17 protein-coding genes are annotated in these 18,352 nt (G+C 68.1%); 1 reads left to right on the top strand and 16 read right to left on the bottom strand.

The features are described from left to right. Positions 1-13 precede the first annotated feature (13 nt). The 4 genes from LzC2_RS00275 to LzC2_RS00260 form a co-directional block, all read right to left on the bottom strand. A complete protein-coding gene (locus tag LzC2_RS00275; RefSeq protein WP_171182484.1) occupies positions 14-1,489 on the bottom strand; it encodes an arylsulfatase in 1,476 nt (491 codons plus the stop codon). Between the two features lie 67 nt (positions 1,490-1,556). Continuing rightward, positions 1,557-4,589: a PVC-type heme-binding CxxCH protein gene (locus LzC2_RS00270; RefSeq protein WP_171182483.1), complete on the bottom strand. Its 3,033-nt coding sequence runs from the start codon at positions 4,587-4,589 to the stop codon at positions 1,557-1,559. Between the two features lie 48 nt (positions 4,590-4,637). After that, positions 4,638-5,906, bottom strand: coding sequence for a hypothetical protein (locus tag LzC2_RS00265; RefSeq protein WP_171182482.1), 1,269 nt, complete (start codon positions 5,904-5,906; stop codon positions 4,638-4,640). Between the two features lie 39 nt (positions 5,907-5,945). Beyond that, positions 5,946-7,406, bottom strand: a complete 1,461-nt coding sequence (locus LzC2_RS00260; protein ID WP_171182481.1) for a hypothetical protein — start codon at positions 7,404-7,406, stop codon at positions 5,946-5,948. A 230-nt stretch (positions 7,407-7,636) separates the two neighbouring features. Here LzC2_RS00260 and LzC2_RS00255 point away from each other — a divergent pair, with 230 nt between their 5' ends. After that, the gene (locus LzC2_RS00255) at positions 7,637-8,431 is read left to right on the top strand and encodes an MBL fold metallo-hydrolase (RefSeq protein WP_171182480.1); all 795 of its coding nucleotides are present in this window, start codon (positions 7,637-7,639) and stop codon (positions 8,429-8,431) included. 30 nt (positions 8,432-8,461) lie between these two features. Here the strand turns inward: LzC2_RS00255 and LzC2_RS00250 are convergent, their stop codons facing one another. The 12 genes from LzC2_RS00250 to LzC2_RS00195 all read right to left on the bottom strand — a co-directional run bounded on the left by LzC2_RS00250 (position 8,462) and on the right by LzC2_RS00195 (position 18,337). Beyond that, the gene (locus LzC2_RS00250) at positions 8,462-9,352 is read right to left on the bottom strand and encodes a thiamine-phosphate kinase (RefSeq protein WP_171182479.1); all 891 of its coding nucleotides are present in this window, start codon (positions 9,350-9,352) and stop codon (positions 8,462-8,464) included. A gap of 122 nt (positions 9,353-9,474) precedes the next feature. Next, positions 9,475-9,825 (bottom strand): hypothetical protein, encoded by a 351-nt coding sequence (locus LzC2_RS00245; RefSeq protein ID WP_246254591.1) that lies wholly within the window; start codon positions 9,823-9,825, stop codon positions 9,475-9,477. A gap of 234 nt (positions 9,826-10,059) precedes the next feature. Next, on the bottom strand, positions 10,060-10,662 hold the full coding sequence (locus LzC2_RS00240) for a hypothetical protein (RefSeq protein WP_171182478.1): 603 nt from the start codon (positions 10,660-10,662) through the stop codon (positions 10,060-10,062). Beyond that, positions 10,655-11,248, bottom strand: coding sequence for an RNA polymerase sigma factor (locus LzC2_RS00235; RefSeq protein ID WP_171182477.1), 594 nt, complete (start codon positions 11,246-11,248; stop codon positions 10,655-10,657). The genes LzC2_RS00240 and LzC2_RS00235 overlap by 8 nt, the downstream gene beginning before the upstream one ends. Positions 11,249-11,366: 118 nt before the next feature. Continuing rightward, complete coding sequence (locus LzC2_RS00230) at positions 11,367-11,597, bottom strand: hypothetical protein (RefSeq protein ID WP_171182476.1); 231 nt, start codon at positions 11,595-11,597, stop codon at positions 11,367-11,369. Positions 11,598-11,693: 96 nt separating this feature from the next. After that, positions 11,694-12,368 (bottom strand): FHA domain-containing protein, encoded by a 675-nt coding sequence (locus tag LzC2_RS00225; RefSeq protein ID WP_171182475.1) that lies wholly within the window; start codon positions 12,366-12,368, stop codon positions 11,694-11,696. Positions 12,369-12,432: 64 nt separating this feature from the next. Next, entirely contained in the window at positions 12,433-13,143 is a 711-nt protein-coding gene (locus LzC2_RS00220) for a lipoate--protein ligase family protein (RefSeq protein WP_171182474.1), read from the bottom strand. Continuing rightward, the gene (gene gcvPB, locus LzC2_RS00215; RefSeq protein ID WP_171182473.1) at positions 13,140-14,657 is read right to left on the bottom strand and encodes an aminomethyl-transferring glycine dehydrogenase subunit GcvPB; all 1,518 of its coding nucleotides are present in this window, start codon (positions 14,655-14,657) and stop codon (positions 13,140-13,142) included. Before gcvPB ends, LzC2_RS00220 begins: the two co-directional genes overlap by 4 nt. Before the next feature lie 66 nt (positions 14,658-14,723). Further along, positions 14,724-16,160 carry an aminomethyl-transferring glycine dehydrogenase subunit GcvPA gene (gene gcvPA, locus LzC2_RS00210; protein ID WP_171182472.1) on the bottom strand — a complete coding sequence of 479 codons (1,437 nt, stop codon included), beginning with the start codon at positions 16,158-16,160 and terminating at the stop codon, positions 14,724-14,726. A gap of 111 nt (positions 16,161-16,271) precedes the next feature. After that, complete coding sequence (gene gcvH, locus LzC2_RS00205) at positions 16,272-16,655, bottom strand: glycine cleavage system protein GcvH (protein ID WP_171182471.1); 384 nt, start codon at positions 16,653-16,655, stop codon at positions 16,272-16,274. Between the two features lie 65 nt (positions 16,656-16,720). Next, positions 16,721-17,233 (bottom strand): ribose 5-phosphate isomerase B, encoded by a 513-nt coding sequence (gene rpiB / locus LzC2_RS00200; protein WP_171182513.1) that lies wholly within the window; start codon positions 17,231-17,233, stop codon positions 16,721-16,723. A gap of 114 nt (positions 17,234-17,347) precedes the next feature. Beyond that, complete coding sequence (locus LzC2_RS00195; protein WP_171182470.1) at positions 17,348-18,337, bottom strand: low molecular weight protein arginine phosphatase; 990 nt, start codon at positions 18,335-18,337, stop codon at positions 17,348-17,350. Positions 18,338-18,352 lie beyond the last annotated feature (15 nt).

Genomic DNA, 18,352 nt, shown 5'->3' with positions numbered 1-18,352 from the left:
GGTATCGCGGCGCTTAGCGTTGCGAATGGGGGCCGAGCTTCCAGATCGGATGCGGGCTGTGCTCTCGCCGCATCACGGCTTCCATCTCCTCGACCAGTTCGGGGTGGGCGGCGGCCAGGTCGTCGGACTCGTCAACGTCCTTCGACAGATCGTACAGCTCCGTGGTGCCGTTCCATCCGCCGCGGCGATAGGCCTTCCAGTCGCCCTTGCGGACGGACTGTTGCGCCCCGGTTTCGTAGAACTCGAAGTAGAGATACTCGCGTTTAGTCTGTGCCTCGGGGCGTCCCCGCAACGTGGGGGCGATCGAGAGGCCGTCCATCGCCTCGGTGACGGGCTGCCCGCCCAAGTCGGCGAGCGTCGGCATCAGGTCCCACTGCGTCGTTTGCAGGTCGGACGTCGACCCGGGCGGGATCGTCCCGGGCCAGCAGGCGATCAAAGGGACGCGGATCCCTCCCTCGTAGAGCGAACGTTTTACGCCGCGGAACGGACCGTTGCCGTCGAAGGTGTCCGTCCGCTTGTAATAGGAATCTTCGTCGCCGTTGTCCGAGGTCCACACGATGATCGTGTCGTTCTCCAGCCCCAGCTCTCGCACCGCCTCCCGAATGCGGCCGACGTTGCGATCGTGACGGGCCAGCAGGGCGCAATACACCTGCTCGTACCGCGTGAGGCCTGGGACCTCGTCGTAGCCTTCGAGACTGGGGACCCGCATCCCGCCCGGCGGTCCGCCATGGGGCACCGTGCTGGCGTAGTAAACGAAGAAGGGCCGGTCCTGCCGCTCCGTCATGAACTCGATAATCCGGTCGGCATAAAGATCTTCGATAAACGTGCCTTCGCCTTCTCCGACGACCCCCGTGCCTCCCTTGCTGAGGACCGTGCCCTTCAACGTCTCCGGATCGTTCGCCGGCAGCGTGATGCGCTCGCCGTCCTTCCAAATATAGTTGGAGTAATAGTCCCGGCAGTCGACGTGGCCGAGGAACCCGAGCCAGCGGTCCCACCCGCAGGCGGTGATTTCTTCCGGCGTCGCATGGCCGCCGAAGCTGACCTTTCCGAACGCCGCGGTCGCATAGCCGGCCGAGCGGGCGACTTCGCCCAGCAGCGGGGATTCCGGCGGCCAGACCCCCTCCGGCATCGCTCCCCGGTTCGCCCGCCACGCGGCGTGCCCCGGGTGCTTCCCGCTGATGAGAGAACAACGCGACGGTCCGCACACCGCATTGCCGGCATAGGCGTTCGTGAATCGCATCCCGTCCCGCATCAATTGATCGAGGTGCGGAGTGCGGATGATCCGTTCCGACGCCTCGTCCATCCCGTACGGAGGCACCTTCCCCATGCCCCAATCGTCCGTATTGATATAGATGACGTTCGGCGCCCGACGCGTCGCCACGCCAGTCTCCTCATCGCCCAGTGGATCGTCGCCGCGAGTTGACGGAACGGCGACGAGCAGCGTCGCGACGAGGGACAGAAACGCAGTGGGGCGGACGATCCAGTTCATTCGCAGACTCTGGCCTTCCGTCCCTCTCAGTTCAAACGGCCTCAACGTCCGTCGGCGGCATCAACGTTCATTCGTCACCGCTTTCCGGCGGGCTGTCGCTGCGGAGATAGGCGACGAGGTTCCGCACCTGCTCGGTCGACAGCGGCGTGAGCAAGCCGTCCGGCATCATCGAGGTGTCGCTCTCCGTGCGTTCGAGGATGTCCGCGACCGGCACGATCGCTTCGCCGTCCGCGGTGGCGAGCGTCACGACGGCGTCGGTTTTGGCCTGAATCAAACCGGTCAGCACGCGACCGTCGGCAAGCAGGAACACGGTCGGCCGGTAGTCCTTTGCCATCACGGCGGACGGGGCGAGGATGTTGGACAGCAGGTAATCGAGGTCTCTGCGGTTCGATCCGGTCAAGCCGGGGCCGACCTTCTCCCCCTCGCCGTACAACTCGTGGCACTGCCCGCAGGTCTTCTTGAACAGCGCCCGGCCGGCGACGAGGTCCGGCGTCACGTCGCTGTCGTTGTTGCCCGCGGCGACCTTTCGCTTCCACGAGTCGATCAGACGAAGGCGGTCCGCATCCGTCTCCGCGACCGTGCCCCAAACGTCTCGCAACCGGGCGGTCAGCCCCTCATCGTTCAAGCTGCGAATCTGTCGAGCCAGGTCGGCGGTGAGGTCGACCGTGGGAATCTCTTCGTTCGCCATGGCGGTCAGAAGCAGGTCGGCGCCGACGGGGCGAGCGACCAATACCGCGAGCGCCGCCCGTTTCGCGGCGGGGGCGAAGCGGGGGTAATACTGCCTCAGGAACGGAGCGTTCGCCGGGTCGTTCGTGCGGCCCAATCCGCGAATCAGATCCGCCGCGAACGGGCTGGCCGGCTCGGCGCTGATCAGGCGCCGTAGGAAAATCGGTAACTCCCGGGGCGATACGTCCAGCAGGTCCGCCAGCGCCCCGCGGCGACGTTCGAGGGAAGCGGCCTCATCGGCGAGGACCGCCTGCCGTTCCTGTCCCGCCTCCGCGGTGCCGAAGCGGTAATCCAGTCCCTGCGCGCGATCCAGAACTCGCAGATCGTCGCTGAGCGCCAGAGCCGTGAGCGCCGCATCCCAGCCGGCCGGCCGCTCGACGTCACGACCGGCGATCGCGGATCTCAGCCCCGCCAGCGCTTCGAGGGCGCGCTCGGGGCGCTCGGCCGAATCGGAAATCACCGACACGATCGCTGCACGCGATTCCGCCGTGCCCAATTCGCCCACCCGCCGCAACGCCAGCCGCCGGACAGTCGGGATCTCGCCCGCCAACGCGACCGACAACGCGCGTTCAGCGTCCGCCGGCACCAACGGTTCGAAGGCGTACCACAGCATCAGCGGCAAGTTGTGATCGTCCGCGTCTTCGCCCCGCGCCAGCAGCGCTTCAAGCAGTCCCCACCGCTGGTCGACCGGCAACCGCTGAGCCAGGGAGGCGAGTTCCAGCCGTACCGAAGCGTCGTCGTCCGACTTCGCCATCTCAACCAAGACGTCCAGCCGATCGCCGAACGCCGGCAGCGGGGGCAAGTCGCCGATCGCGCGGGGGATGCCGCCGCTCATCGGCAGCGCCGGGAGCGATTGGCCGGTCAGCCGGACGCCCCACAGTCGGACGTCAGCGTCTTCGTCGCCCAAGGCCGCGTCCAGTTGTTCGCCGGTCAGCGTCGCGGTCGCGGTCAGCGCCCACAGGGCCCGCAGACGGTCGAGGGAGTCGGCGGAAGAGTACATTTTGCCTAACGCTTCGACCGCGGCTTCGTCCGGGCCGCGTTCTTGAAGCAACCGCTGAGCCTGTCGGCGTTGGAAGACGTTCTCGTGCGTCAGGAGATCGACCAGTTCCTCGCTCGTCCCCTGTAACGCCGAGGCCCCGCGGGGCCTCGGCGTTACAGGGTTCTCGTGGACAATCTTCCAGATCCGGCCGTTCGAGCGGTCGTGGTTTTCGATCCCGCGGTGGTGGCACTGGTTCGTGTCGTACCAGTCGATTACGAACACGTTCCCGTCCGGGCCGGTTCGCAGGTAGAGCATCTGACTGGCGAGATCGTCCGTCAGGCAGAAGTCCGGCAGGCGATCGCCGACGAATCCGCTGCCGGACGGCGTGAGCGAATCGGCGTTCAGCCGCGCGCCGTGAATGTTATTCATCAGCAGTTGGCCACGAAACTCGGCCGGCCAGGCGTCCCCCTGATAGATCATCGCTCCCGCGTGGGCGTGTCCGCCGCCGAAGTCGAGGCTGGCCTCCCTGTCCGCCTGCGTCCACTGGTGCCCGACGAAGTGTCGGTGTTTGGCGATCGTGGGGATGTCTTCGTAGACGTGCGGATCGAAATGCCGGCCCGCCTGACGGAAGTAGCGGGCCCCGGGGATCACGTGGAACAGGTGCGGGATCACGCAGCAGGTCAGAAAGCTCTGGCCGCGTTCGTCGAAGTCCACGCCCCACGGGTTGCTGGTGCCGTGGGCGAAGACCTCGAACGCCCGGCTGGTCGGGTGATACCGCCAGATGCCGGCGTTAATCGGCACCCGCTGATCGTCCGGCGTGCCTGGCGGGCCGACCCGCGAGTGGGTGAACACGCCGTGGCAGCCGTAGAGCCAGCCGTCCGGTCCCCAGATGAAGGAGTTCAGCGTTTCGTGGGTGTCTTCGTCGTGCCAGCCGTCGAGCAGCACCTCCGGCGGGCCGTCCGGCACGTCGTCGCCGTCGGCGTCCGGGATGAACAGCAGGTGCGGCGCCTGCCCGACGAACACCCCGCCGAAGCCGACTTCCAAGCCGCTGACGAGGTTCAGCCCCTCCGCGAAGACCTTCCGCACGTCATGCCGGCCGTCGCCGTCGGTGTCCTCGAAAATCAGGATGCGGTCCTTCCCCTCGCCCTCCGGCCGTTTGACCGGGTAGCTGTGCCCCTCGGCGACCCACAGCCGGCCGCGGTGGTCGATCGTCATCGCGATCGGCTGCACCACGTCCGGTTCCGCCGCGAACGGCACGACCCGGAAGCCGTCCGGCAACCGCATGACCGCCGCCGCCTCTTCGGCCGGCAAGCCGGCGTATTTCAACTCCCCGGCCGGCAAGAACGCCGGGCCAGCTAACAAGATCAGGGCGAACGACAGACGACGGAGAGACATAGCGGCTACGATGGATGCGTACGACGGCCGGCAGCCTACGCACCCGCGTCAGTCGATCCCACCGTCGCCCGCCCCGGGGCCGATCCCCTCAGCGCTGGGGGACCGCAGAAACTCGTAGCTCAGGGCGCCCAACAAGCGACCCTCCTCGACGGCGTGACAGTCCGCGCAGGCGGTCGCGGCGGTGAGGGCGCCGACGGCCCGGAATCGTTCGGCATCGGCCTCGGCGTAGACCCACTCGCCCATCGCGAGCCGGGCCAGCCCCTTCGCTTCAAAGTCGGTCAGCGGTCGGATGTTGTGCGGGGCGTTCGGCCCGGCGATCGGCAGGTAGTCGGACTGATAGGCGACCGGTTCGTCGTGGAGGATCAGACCGATCAACTCGAACCCGGTCAGCGACCATCCCGGTAACGGTTCCTCGTCGGCCGCGGTTTGTGCGGCGTGCGATTCGAAGCCGATCAGGAACGGTCCCTCGCCGCTGGCGGGATCGAAGTCTTTCGGGAGCAAGTCCCCGTATCCCGGTCCTCGATCGCCGAACGCGCCGAAGCCGGCTTCGTTCGCGAAGTCGATCCCCCGCTCCCTGTGCCACGCGGCGATCGCCGCCCGCTCCGTGCCGATGACCGCCGTCGCAGCCTTCGGGTCTTCACCGCTCACGCCACTCGGCTGCCGGATGCGTTCGCTGCCCGTCGGGGCGGCGGGGAAGGTTTTGAACTCGCGTAGCTCCCATTGCACCTGGGGCATGCGGTGGATGCCAAACCCCATTCGCTGGGCGAAGCGATCGGCGAAATCGGTGTGCACTGAGTGCAACCGCCCCATCACCCGCCGGAAGCCGTCGCCGGGGCGTTCATCGCTGTGCCACGACGGTTCAGTTTCAGAGAAATACTGGTCCCACTTCTCGTCGCTGCGGTAGGGAGCCGATTGTGCGACGACCGGTTCCGTCCGCGGCAGCCGGGTCGATCGGGGGACGGCGGGGTGGGCCTCACGCTGTTCCGTCACCTCCGCCAGCCAAGGTCGATATTCCGACGCGTAGAAGCGTCCCGCGTCGACGGCGCAGGCTGCCATGAACGTCGCGCCGACGCCCGCCGCGGCCCATTTTGGCTTCACCCCGCAGGCCCGCAACATCGCAACGGCGAACCCGCACGACAGCGCCCCTAACGTGTGGGGGATCGCGCCGAGACCCGGATTGAAGCCGCAGAGGAGCAGCGCCACGCCGAACGTCGTCGCTGCCGTCCAGCCGAAGTACGCCGACCTCACCCGGGCCGCAATCCAGATCAAGACGACCGCGGCGATGCCGGCGGGCAGATACAGCAGGAACGCGGACATCGGTGAGCCTTCGACGCAGGCAAGCAGGGCGACCGTAGTCTACTCCCCCGCGCCGCCGGGCGGCGGATCGAGCGTCGCGATGAATTCGTACGGAAACACGCGGCCCTGCCCCGGGATGTCGCGGCCGCGGATCGTGAAGCCGGCGGCGGTCCGGGGGATGCAGAACAGCAGGTCGCCCGACTCGGTCTCCCGACAGCAGGGGACGACGCGGCCGTCGGCGACCGCCTCGACGCTCCAGCCCAACGCCTCCGTCGCCACGTTCAAGGCGACGGAATTGCGGTACTCCGCGGTCTGCTTCCCCGCCGGGACGGCGGCGAAGAACTCCCCGCGGGCCTTCACGAACGCGAGCTGTTTTTCGCCGTACAGCCCAGTGTTCGCTTCGATCCATGCCGCGACCTCCGGGCGCTCGCGGGGGGAGACCCGAACCAATCGGCCGGCGGATCCGGGGCGGATCTCCACTCGGATCGATCCCTCTTCGATCGACGGCGCCCCCGCCGGCGGATCGGCGTTCGGCTCAGCCGCGTCGTCCCTGTCCGCGGCCATCTCGCCGTCGCTGGCCTCTTCGTCCGCGGGGTCGTCGTCCGGTTCTCCGTCCATGGGAGCGGCGTCGGACATACCGCCGCGGTCCGTCATGCCGCCCGCGTCAGGTTCCGGTTGTCGGCCACCGCCGCCGCCGGACCGGGATCGCGTCCCGGTCAGCAGCACTTCGAGGACCGGGCTGTTGAACGGCACGCCGGCTTCGACCTTCCGCAGCGCCTCCTGATCGACGCCGGCGGGGGGGCGGAAGGAAGCGGGCGGAACGGCGTCCGCGGAGAGTTCCGTCGCCGCCAACCCGACCGGCGGGGGCCCGGCGAGCCGGTCGTACATCACCCACCCGGCCGCCCCGATTCCGCCGAGCAGCAGGAGCAACACCACGCTCGCCAAGACCGGATTCCCCCGCTTCCGGCGGCGCGTCCCACGTCTCGGCGCCGGCCCCCTGGCGGCCGCGGGGGCGTACTCGTCGTCATATTTGTCCGGCGCCGCGTCGTCGCCCGGCAGGCCGTCCGAGTCGTCAGCGGATTCGAACGTGACAGGCGCCGCGTCGTCCCCGTCGGCCGGTGCGAACACCACTCCGCCGTCAGGCGCCGCGGCGTCGGGCGAGCGCTCCGCGGTCGCGATCGGCGTCTTGGCCGGTTCGCCCTCCTCCTTCGCGGAGCCGGACTTTGCCGAGTCGGAGACATCGGGCGTGCGCTCCGGCGCCGACTGCTCGATGGCGGCCTGCACCGCCTCGTGATCGAGGGGGGCGCCGACGGGAATGAACGCCAGCGGATCCGCGGCCTCCGGCGCCGCGCCACCGGGGATGCGGGCTTCCTTTTCGCAGTGGGGGCAGTCGCCGAGGGCGCCGGCGGCGTCATGCGGCGCGCGCAGAATGGCCCGGCAATGCGGACAGGCGAACTCGATCGGGGCGGGGCGGGCGATCGACCGCGGGCGTGTGAGCGGAACGGCGGAAGCGAAGTCCAAAATGGACCGGGCAGGGTGCCCCCCCGAGGCCCCGGACGCAAACGGTCGGGGAGCGATCAGCGGCTCGCGGGACGTTCCCCGGGAGGATCATCCGGGTCAGACTGGGATCGGGTGTCAATCCGTGGCCGGACGACGCGGCTTGCCCCGGGAGCGGTCGGCCCCACGCTCCTGCGATCTAGGATACCCGCCGGCATTCGCCGCTCCGCCGCAGTTCGTCTCGTTCGCCCCCCATGCAGCCTCGCCGCGACGTCTTTCCGCACGTCCTTGAACTCAACAATCAAGCCGGCCGTCGACTGGGCTGCGCCGTTTATGTCGTGCACGACGGGGCCGACTGGCTGATGATCGACGTCGGGTATGAAGACACCGTCGCGGAGGTCATCGACATCGTCCGGTCGGTCGACTTGCCGCTGGCGAACTGCCGGGCGCTGGTCGCCACGCATGCCGACGCCGACCACGTGCAGGGGCTCGCCGCGGCGAAGGCATTGTTGCCCAATGCGGAAGTGATCGGCCACCCCCGGACCAAGGCGGTGCTGGAAGCGGACGATCGGATTACCAGCTATGCGCTGATCCCGGCTCAGGGGATCGACGAACCGATGCCGGCGGTCACGTTCGACCGCACGATCGACGAGGGCGACGAACTGACGGTCGGTTCTCAGACGTTGACCGTCTGGAGCACCCCCGGCCACACCGACGGGCAGCTGTCGTTTCGCATGAACGACCTGCTGTTCAGCGGCGACAACATCTACCGGGACGGCGGAGTCGGCAACATCGACGCCCACCACGGCAGCGAACTGCCCGCGTTCATCCAGAGCTTGGAACGCATCCGCGACTGCGACGCCGCCTGGCTGCTGCCGAGCCACGGCCCCATCTTCCGCAACGATCCGAAGGTCTTGCAGGGAGCGATCGACCGGCTGCGCGGTTATCTGCACCTCTCGGACTTCGGCACCTGCGCCGTCGATTGGCCGCTGCTGGAAGAATGGGACGACGAACTGGCCCGCGGGTTCGATCCGAAACGGGCTGCTTAGCACCGGTCGTCTGCAATCGTCGCCGGGCGATTACGAGGCGAATTGATGCTCGTAGCCGGCCGTGCGGAACGACAGCGGTTCTCCCGTAGCGTCACGGACCGTCACGCCGGCGCCTGCGCCGATGCGACCGACTCGGGTTAACCCGCAGTCGACAGGGGGATCGGCCAGGAGACGCACCGCATCGGTCTCCGCGACGGCGAACAGCAATTCGAAATCTTCGCCGTCCGTCAGAGCCGCCCGTAGCCCCGCGGCGCCCTCGGCGACGGGGATCGCCTCCGCTGTCAGCTCTGCGGACACGCCCGACGCTTCGCAGAGCCGTCCGCAGTCAGCGAGGAGACCGTCCGAGAGATCGATCATGGCGTGCAGGTTCGCCGCCGCGACCAACGCCTGGGCTTCGGCGACCCTCGGTGGGAACGTCAGATGGCGACCGGACGGCAAACTGCCGCCGAGCGAACCGGTGACCAGGAGGGCGTCGCCCGGCCTGGCCCCGGTGCGTCGCACTTCCCGTTCGCACGTTCCGACGACCGTCACGCACACGCTGGTCGGCCCGTCGTGCGTGGCCGTATCGCCCCCGGCGAGCGTCACGTCGAACTGCTCGGCCAGCTCGGTCAGCCCTCCCATGATCGCTTCGGCATAGGCGAAGCCGCGGCGACGATCCACGAGCAGTCCGACGAACGCCGCCGTCGGCGTTGCCGCCATCGCGGCACAGTCCGACAGGTTCACGGCCAATGCCTTCCGACCGACGAGGTCCGGCGGGGTCTCCGCCGGGAAGTGCGTCCCCTCGGCGATCAGATCGCAGCAGACGACGGGACGTCCGGCGAGGTTCAGGACCGCCGCGTCGTCGCCGATTCCCAACGGCGTCCGCGAGTCCGGTCGAGCGGCGCGTTGGAGCGAGCGGATCAGGTCGAACTCGGCGGACATCTCCGCACCGTAACGCAAGCACGGCGGCGAGACTCTCGTCCCGCCGCCGTGCTTCGTTTTGAACCTGCGGGGTCTCGCATCGAACCTGCAATCCCCCCCGGGAGCCTCAAGCAGCCTTCCGTTCAGTCATCTTCGAGGATGGTCGAGATCTCCACCGAGGCGTTCACACGCTCGTAGCCGATCGCGCGAACGACCTCCAGCACTTCGCTCCAGGTCGGGAACTGTCGGCCGGCGAGGCGTTTGTATTCGTCCATCGCCCGCATGAAGTCGACTTCGTCATCGCTGTAGTCGCGTTCGCAGGTCGTCGGATCGATCTGCTTCCGACGTTCGACCGTGCGGCGTTCGACCGGCGGCGGGGTGTCTTCGGCGAGCGCTTGGCGGCGGGCGCGGGCCCGCCGATCGACGACCGCCAATCGATTGACGTGTGCGGTTCGCTTCTTGGAAGAGGCGGGAGCGTTCAAGGTGGCGGACATCGGGCTGTTCACTGGGGGGAAGAAAACCGAGTCCGTCCGGTCGCGGCGGCCTCCCGCCGCACAAACTTCATCGGCCCCCAACCACCGTGAACCTGACCGTTCGGGCAAGAAGTTCCGGCTCGCGAAGGGGCGCCGGTCCGGTCGCGCCGGCCGATCCGGTTCTGCCTGCGGATCGCTTCGAATATGACGACGGCGTCGCCCTGACGGGCGCTGCCCCGCCCCGCCGCCGCTCGATCAGTACGGCCGGCGGGCCGGCGGGAGCGCTTCGGCGAACAACGTCGCGACGGTCTGGGCGCCGTCGCGGAAAGGCTGCACGCCGTCCCGAACTTCGTCCCGCCACGTCCTGTTCGGGTCCGGCAGGGCGGCCCACGCCCCCGCTAACCGATCCGCGGAGAAGAGATCCTTGGGGAGCAAGTTTTCTCGCAATGTGAGCCGATCTGCCGGGAAGGCGCGCGGCTCGCGAATGTTCTCGTCCGTATCTTCGGGCGGCGTCTCCACCCGAACGACCGTTGTTTCGGAACCGTCCAGCGGCTGCAAGTTCGTGCCTGAGGGCGCCGATATCGGCTGCGCTTCCACGATCGCGGATTCCGCATCTTGATCGACGCCTTGGCGGAAAGCGTTCGGCACAAACGACGAGGCGATCAACAGCCCTGCCGCAAGCGTCGCCCAGCCGACGTGCGCCCAATTCCGCGGCGGCGGTTCGACGGTCGGGGTCGACCTCAGACGACGGACGACGCCCGGCGCAAGATCCGGCACGTCCAGGTCCGCCCGCCACGCCGGCAGCGTCAGACGGAGCGACTCGGGAAGCGGTTCGATCTCCGGGGGGGAATTAGGCACGGATAGGCTCCCGGGTCAGGGAACGGGGGGAATCAGAGCGACGTTGGTCCGGCTGGATACCGCGCCGGGAGAGCGTTTCGGAGAGCTGTTTGCGGGCACGATGCAGCCAGGTCTTAATCGTCCCGTCCGGGCGTTCAAGCGCTTCGCCGACCTCCTGCAAGCTCATTTCCTCGTAATGAAACAACACGAACGCGGCCCGATGATCGTCACGCAAACCGTCGACGGCCCGTTGCAGCTCCTCCGCGAGCGCCGCGTCCGTCAGCGGCACGGACGTGTCTGTCGGATCCAGATCGCCCGGCAGCAGCGGCTGCTTTCTCGCCCGGCGGCTGAGAGCCGTACGACAGCGGTTCACGGTGATCGTCATGAGCCAGGGGCGAAGCGGGCGGGACGCATCCCAGCGATGGAGGTGCTTGAACAGCCGCAGAAAAGCTTCCTGGGCGACATCTTCGGCGTCCTCCCGACGCCCCAGCATCCGTAGGCAGACCCCGAAAACCGACCGCTGATACCGTCGCACGAGGGCGGCGGCAGCGGCGTCGTCTCCGTCGATGGCGCGACGGGCGAGGGCGGCGTCCGAGTCGTCGCTCATGCGGGTTGTGTGCGGGAGGCCGAACGGAGGTCCGGTCACGGGGATATACCCGCCCGGCCACGAACGGGTTTCGACGACGTGCGAAAAATCTTCGCTCGTTCCTCGGTCCGGCGAAAAACTACTTCTGCAGACACTCCCGCGTGGTCTGCCGGGCGAGACGCCAGGCGGATTTGATCGTGAACGCGCGGCTTTCGATCTGCTCCTCCGTGTAATAGCGACCCGATTCGCTGGTCGGCAGGCCGGCGAGCGACAGCGTCAGCGGAAGCAGATCGAGGAACTCCCGGTAACGACGCTTCACGTCCTCCGGATTAGCGCCGGCGGGTTTGACGGGGTTGGCGGGGTCGGCCATCGGGCGGTTCGGGGGCAAACGAAAGGCGAACGGAACGCCGCGAGTATGCGATCCCCGTCGGACGCCCACAAACGCCTGCCGCCGACGGCAGCCGACTCAATCGCGTTTCGGCGGGGGCGGAAGCTTCACGGGGGGCGCCGAGGACTTGGAGTCGCCTCCCTCCTGCTGCGGCGCCGGCGTCGGGCCGCCCTGGGGCGGATATTGCGGGTACTGAGGCGGATACCCCGGATACTGCGGCGGATATCCCGGATACTGCGGCGGATAGCCGTATCCCGGCGGCGGATAGCCCGGGTTCGCCGGGAACATCGCCGTATCGTTCGGGTTCGGCCCGGGGACCGGCATCGTCGCTCCCTCGGCCTGAGAATCGGACTGACCGGGATTCACCGGTAGTTCATAGGACGTATCCGCGCCGTCGGTCGGCAGGGACATCTCTTCGGACGGCCCCTGCTCGGCCGCGGCCTGCTCGTCTGCGACCTCTTTGAGCGCGACCTCGAAGGTCAGTTTCCCCACCGTCACGCGGTCGCCCGCGACCAGGGTTCGTTCCCCGCTGAGCCGTTCGCCGTTGACCAACGTCCCGTTCGTACTGCCGAGATCTCGCAGCCGGACCGTAAAGTCGTCGACGTGGAAGACACAGTGATGCCGACTGACGAGATCGCTGCTGGGACGCAGATTGCAGTCCTGTTCCCGGCCGATGAGGAATCGACCGCGTTCCAGGACGATGCGTTTCCCCTCATGCTTGCCCCCACGGACGACCAGTTGGGCGGACAGCATGTTCGTTCAATCTTAGTTGAGAAGCGGAATACCGCTCGTCGGGCGCTTCCGGGGCCCATGAAATCTAGAGCGGCTTCGGGAGGTCGTCAATAAGGCTCGGACCCCCGAACGGTCCGCTCGCGGAGCCGGCCGTGAGTAACCGGCCGAAGCGGACGGCGGCGTCCCGCACGATCGCTGCCGCCCGGGCGTCCGTTATCCCTTGCGTCTCACGAAGCCCCGGCACATGCGGAGCGTACGGCGAGGCTGTGATCAGCAGCGAGCCGTGCTGCAGGACCGCCCCCTTGCGCCGGCGCTGGGCGCTCCCGACGATCTTCCGCTCCACGCCGTCGGCGTCCGTAATCACCACGTCCCGTGGGTCGCTACGGCGGAAGCAAAGCGCCGGATCCGGTCCTTCCGTCGGCCGCTCGCCCCGCAATCGGGCCGCGACTCCGGATGTGCCGAGCGCCGCGATTAATTCTCCGTGAACCGCTTCGTAAAACTGTTCCGGCCGCGCGGCGAGGGCATGACCGCGGGGCACCGCGAGCGCATACGTCCACTCGTGATGGTGCACGATCGCCCCGCCCCCTGAGAGTCGCCGGACTAGCGGCAGGTCTGGGGGAACGACGCAGTCGAGATCGGTTTCCTCCTGAAAGTGGCCGAGCGAGACGGTCGCCTCCGTCCACCGATACCAACGCCCCGCGGCGACGCCGTTTGCGGCGGCGTCCAGCATCGCGGCGTCCGCGGCCATGTTCGCCGCCCCGCTCCGCGGAGTCGTTTCGATGGGAACCGAAATCACGCGGAGACCGTGACCTCGTCCACCGGCACCGTTCCGCACCCCTTCGCGACGCCGCACAGGACCGGCTGGCGGGCGGCCTTCACCTCGTCCGGCCGCCGGACCGGCGTCGTGTGGGGAGCGGTCTTCACCGTCTCGGCGTCCTCCTTGGTCAGGATGTCCCGGACGATGTCGGCGAACTGATCGAGCGTCGCCTTGGACTCCGTTTCGGTCGGCTCGATCATCAACGCCTCCGGCACGTCGAGCGGGAAGTAGACCGTGGGGGCGTGCACGCCGTAGTCGAGCAACCGCTTCGCGACGTCCATCGCGGAGATCTGTCGGTTCTTCTTGCTCCGCGAGGCGCTCGCGACGAATTCATGCATGCAGGGCGCCGGATGCGGGATCTCCAGCACGTCCTTCAGCTTGCTCCGCAGGTAATTGGCATTGAGAACGGCCCGCTCCGAGACGTCGCGCATGCCCGCCGCAGCTAACGTCCGCAGATAGAAATAGCCCCGCAGCAGGATGCCGACGTTCCCGAAGTGGCTGCGGACGCGGCCGATGCTTTTGGAGGGCGTGTGCAGGGCGAATTCCGGCCGCTCCGGCGTGCCGCCGACCTTCTTCACGACCGGACCGGGCAGGTACGGACCGAGGAAATCCCGGACCGCGATCGGCCCGGCGCCGGGGCCGCCGCCGCCATGGGGGCCGGTAAATGTCTTATGCACGTTGTAGTGCATCATGTCGCCGCCGAAATCGCCCGGCCGGGTCAGACCGAGGATCGCGTTCATATTCGCCCCGTCGATGTAGACCAGCGCGCCATGATCGTGCAGCAGGGCAGTGATCGCCTCGATGTCCTTCTCGAACAGGCCCAGCGTGTTCGGGTTGGTGATCATGAAGACGGCGGTGTCCTCGCCGACCTTCGACGCCAGCTCGTCCAGGTCCGTCAGGCCGGTCTTCGTCGGCTTGAGCTGGACCGTGTCGAACCCCGCGAGCGCCGCGCTGGCCGGGTTCGTACCGTGCGCGGAGCTGGGGAAGATCACTTTGCGACGCTGCTCCCCCTCGCCGCGGTCGCGGAAGTAGGCCGCGGCCGTCAGCAGCGCCGTCAGCTCGCCCTGAGCGCCGGCCGCCGGCTGCAAGCTGACCGCGGGGAGGCCGCTGATCTCCGCCAGCATCCCCTGCAATTCATGCAGGATCTGCAGCATCCCCTGCAGGTCCGCCTCATCCCGATAAGGGTGCGGGTCGCCAATGCCCGGCAGCCCCGCGAGGCGTTCGTGCCGCTTGGGGTTGTACTTCATCGTACAACTGCCGAGCGGATAGAAGTGGGTGTCGACGCTCATGTTAAGCGTCGACAGATTCGTGAAATGACGAATCACGTCCGGCTCCGTCAGCTCCGGCAACTCGGGCGGAGCCGCGGCGAGGGCGCCGGCCGGCAGGACGTCGGCGGGGGCGTGGTCGGGCACGTCCGGGGTCGGGAACCGCGCGGCGCGGTAGCCGGGCCGGGACATCTCCGTCAGGGGACGGATGGCGAGAGTATTCCGCATGGCAAGCTCGGGGTGAGGCCGAAAACGTCGTCGGCCGGGCGCTGTTCGGGGGAGGTGCGAAGCGAGTCAGGCGACGGCGAGCACGGGTTCGCCGCGGTCGAGCGGAGTCGCGGCCGGATCGTCGGAGAGCGCGGCGGCGAGCAGGTCGATCTCCTGCTTCGTCCGCCGTTCCGTCGCCGCGACGAGCACCAGCTCCTCCGCCCGCATCTCCGCGGGGAACAACTCGGCCGGGAATCGAGACAGCGCCGGCCCCAAATCGAATCCGGCCGCCCTCGCGGTTCCCAACAAGCCTCGCGCCCCGCCCTCCACGCGCAGACAGACCTCGCGAACGAACGGAGCGTCGAACGCCTTCGTCACCCCGGGCGTTTCGCACAGACGATCGGCGAGGTAATGCGTCTTCCGCACGGACAGATCCGCGACCTCGCGCAGCCCCTGCGGGCCGAGCAACGCCAGATGCACCGTCGCCCTCAGCGCCAGCAACCCTTGGTTCGAGCAAATATTGCTGGTCGCCTTTCCGCGGCGGATGTGCTGCTCGCGGGTTTGCAGGGCGAGGACGTAACACTCGCGTCCGTCGGCGTCCTCCGTGCGACCGATCAAGCGCCCCGGCGTCTTGCGGAGGAACTCCTCACGACAGGCGAACAGCCCGAGGTAGGGGCCGCCGTACTGCATCGGAATGCCCAGCCCCTGCCCCTCGCCGACGGCAATGTCCGCGCCCAATTCTGCCGGAGACTTCAACAGGCCCAGCGTGACCGGGTCGAAGACCTGCACGGAGATCACGCCCTTCGCCTTCGCGGCGGCGAACAGGCGTTCCGCGTCTTCCAGATTCCCGAAGAAGTTCGGGTGCTGGACGATCAGCGCCGCGGTGTCGTCCGTCAGGGCCGCCTCGACCGCGGCGACGTCCGTCACGCCGTTCGGGCAATCGACCGTCACCACGTCCGCGGGCAGGTATTCCAGCAGCGTGGAGAGCGTCTGGCGGTACTCCGGGTGCACGGACCCGAGGACCACCACGCGGCCCTCCCGTTTCGTCTCCCGAATGGCCAGCAGCGCCGCCTCGGCCGCCGCGGTGCCGCCATCGTACAGGCTGGCGTTGGCGACGGTGAAGCCGGTCAGGCGGCAGACGAGCGTTTGAAACTCGAAGAACGCCTGCAGACTGCCCTGCGACGCTTCCGCCTGATAGGGGGTGTAGGCCGTGTAGAATTCGCCGCGGCCGGCGATTTCATCGACCGCGGCCGGAACGAAGTGGTCGTAGACGCCGCCGCCGAGAAAGCAGACGCGGTCTCCTCCGCCGTGCACGAAGTTCGCCGCGTCGCGGGGACGGTTCCGCTCCGCGAGCGCCGCGACGTGCCGTTGCAACTCCGACTCGCACAGCCCCTCGGGGAGGTTCAGGGGGCGATCGAGCCGGACGGACGCGGGGATCTGCGCGAGGAGATCCTCGACGGACTCCGCCCCGACCTCCGCCAACATCGCGGAGACGTCGTCGGGTGAATCAAAGAGGTACGCCAAGACGCTGCGGGGGGATGTGGTGCTGAAGGGAGGCGGCGAGCCGTCGCAGTGTAGCCACGACGGATCGTCTCGCCCGGCGTCAGACCGACGCGGCCGGGTCGTTCGCCGGACTCACTGGTCCGATGTCTTACAAAACTCGCGATACGCGGGACCGTCCATCAACCCCTCGACGCTGTCGTCGGACGGCTTCACCTTCATCAACCAGCCCTTGCCGAACGGATCTTCGGACAGCGGGCTGGTGTCGTCTTCCAAACCGGAGTTCACCTCCAGCACCTCGCCGGTGACCGGCGAGTAGAGATCGGAGACCGCTTTGACGCTTTCGACTTCGCCGAAGGTCTCGCCGCGGGTCACGGTGTCGCCGACCTTCGGCAGGTCGACGTAGACAAGATCGGTCAGTTGGTTGACGGCGAACTCGCTGATGCCGACCACCGCGACGTCGCCGTCGCGGCCGACCCATTCGTGGCTCTCAAGGTAGTGCAGTTCGTCGGGCGACATCGTGGAAACGATCTGGGGGCGGAGTCGAAATCGGGACCATAGCCCCCCGCGACGCTGCGGGCGAGCTAATCCTCGGGCGGAAGACCGGCGACCTTGCGTTCCAATGCGGCGATCTTCTCCAGCCGACGGGCGTGCCGGCCGCCTTCGAAGCCGGTCGACAGCCAGAGCTCCAGCATGCGGTCGATCAACCGCTCGCCGAGCAGATCCGCCGACAGGCACAGCACGTTGGCGTCGTTGTGCAGCCGGGAGACTTCCGCGCTGAGGTCGTCGTGACAGGGGACGGCCCGGACGCCGGGAAACTTGTTCGCGACGATGCACATCCCCAGCCCGGACCCGCAGATCAGGATCCCGCGATCGAACTTGCCGGAGCCGATCGCTTCCGCGACCCGGGCGGCGAAGTCCGGATAGTCGACGCTCGTCTCGTCGCCGGGGCCGAAGTCTTCGGTCGTGTGCCCCAACTCCCGGATTCGATCCAGGATGCGGCCCTTCACGTGCTGACCGCGGTGGTCGCTCGCGACGGCGATTCGCCAGGGCCCTTCGTGGCCGCTGGCCACGTGGCCCGGGATGGGGTGCAGCATCGTGTCCGACTCCGATAGGTCGTCGGCGCCGGATGATTCGTCATTTTTGGAGGGATTGGACATCGTATGATCCCGATCCTTGGGGAGGATGTGAGTAGGAATCCGGCGGTCGGGCTAGCTGCGACCGGGCGGCGGATCGTCCGGTTCGGGGGCGAGTCCGAGGTCGGCCATCAATCGATCGAGGCCCCGATCGATTGCCAGCCGGCAGGCCTCGTAGTCCGCCATCTCTCCACCAATCGGGTCCGGAATATCGTAGCCGGCGGCGTCCAGCAGCGTGACGCGATCCCGCACGTCCGGCCGATGCCGCAGGATGGCGTCGCGGTGCCCCCTGGTCATGCACATCACGCGATCCGCGGAGTCCAGCAGGTCTTCGGTGAGGGGTTGTGAACGGTGGGCGTCCAGATCGGCCCCGGCTCTCCTCGCCAGATCGACGGATTCCGGGCTCGCCGCGGAGCCGTATCCGGCGGAGAGTCCCGCGGAGACGACGCGGACGGCCGGGGCTTCAACCTGCGAGAGACGATGTCGAAGCAATGCCTCGGCCAGAGGGCTTCGGCAGGTGTTGCCGGTGCACACGAAGACGATCGTCTCGCCCTGCCTTTCCGCGAGATCCCGCTGGCTCATCGTGCCTTCCACAAGAATCTCCCAGCGGCCGTCGTCGTCGAGGCGAACGAGCGTCTCCGTCGCCTGTCCGCCGACCTGCACCAGCGGCGTCGGACTAAGTTCCAGAACCGCGGCGACGGCCGGATCGTCTGGACAACGGGTGCGGGTGCGAGCGGCGGATTCGGGAGTCTGGCCGTAGAGCGAACGGGCGAGCCCTTCCGCGGAGCCGCTGACTTCGACCGTCACGGCCCCCGGCCACCAGCGGGCCGTGGTGCGGGACGCCGCCGCCGCCAGACGCGGGAAGTAGTCGAGGAACTCCGATGGATCGCGGAGCAGCAGGATCGGCCCCGTCTCTCCGTCGCTCCAGTCGGGCCGCGTGAGTAAAGAAACGACCCGCACCGGCCCCTCGGCCGTGTCAATCTCCGCGGCGCCGCCGGCCGCGAGGGTGCGGACCTGCTCGTGGATGCGATCCCTGGCCGCGCCGGGCGAGGCTGGAGTGGTCATACGGGGGATCGGGCC

Origin of the sequence: Alienimonas chondri, assembly GCF_013036045.1 — a bacterium.
GTDB lineage: Bacteria > Planctomycetota > Planctomycetia > Planctomycetales > Planctomycetaceae > Alienimonas > Alienimonas chondri.
This window is presented reverse-complemented; position numbering and strand designations above follow the sequence as displayed.

Bases quoted from the DNA above. Each gene is read 5' to 3' on its own strand.
- LzC2_RS00275 (WP_171182484.1), bottom strand. From the start codon at position 1,489: ATGAACTGGATCGTCCGCCCCACTGCGTTTCTGTCCCTCGTCGCGACG.
- LzC2_RS00270 (WP_171182483.1), bottom strand. From the start codon at position 4,589: ATGTCTCTCCGTCGTCTGTCGTTCGCCCTGATCTTGTTAGCTGGCCCG.
- LzC2_RS00265 (WP_171182482.1), bottom strand. From the start codon at position 5,906: ATGTCCGCGTTCCTGCTGTATCTGCCCGCCGGCATCGCCGCGGTCGTC.
- LzC2_RS00255 (WP_171182480.1), top strand. From the start codon at position 7,637: ATGCAGCCTCGCCGCGACGTCTTTCCGCACGTCCTTGAACTCAACAAT.
- LzC2_RS00250 (WP_171182479.1), bottom strand. From the start codon at position 9,352: ATGTCCGCCGAGTTCGACCTGATCCGCTCGCTCCAACGCGCCGCTCGA.
- LzC2_RS00245 (WP_246254591.1), bottom strand. From the start codon at position 9,825: ATGTCCGCCACCTTGAACGCTCCCGCCTCTTCCAAGAAGCGAACCGCA.
- LzC2_RS00235 (WP_171182477.1), bottom strand. From the start codon at position 11,248: ATGAGCGACGACTCGGACGCCGCCCTCGCCCGTCGCGCCATCGACGGA.
- LzC2_RS00230 (WP_171182476.1), bottom strand. From the start codon at position 11,597: ATGGCCGACCCCGCCAACCCCGTCAAACCCGCCGGCGCTAATCCGGAG.
- LzC2_RS00225 (WP_171182475.1), bottom strand. From the start codon at position 12,368: ATGCTGTCCGCCCAACTGGTCGTCCGTGGGGGCAAGCATGAGGGGAAA.
- gcvPB (WP_171182473.1), bottom strand. From the start codon at position 14,657: ATGCGGAATACTCTCGCCATCCGTCCCCTGACGGAGATGTCCCGGCCC.
- gcvH (WP_171182471.1), bottom strand. From the start codon at position 16,655: ATGTCGCCCGACGAACTGCACTACCTTGAGAGCCACGAATGGGTCGGC.
- rpiB (WP_171182513.1), bottom strand. From the start codon at position 17,233: ATGCTGCACCCCATCCCGGGCCACGTGGCCAGCGGCCACGAAGGGCCC.
- LzC2_RS00195 (WP_171182470.1), bottom strand. From the start codon at position 18,337: ATGACCACTCCAGCCTCGCCCGGCGCGGCCAGGGATCGCATCCACGAG.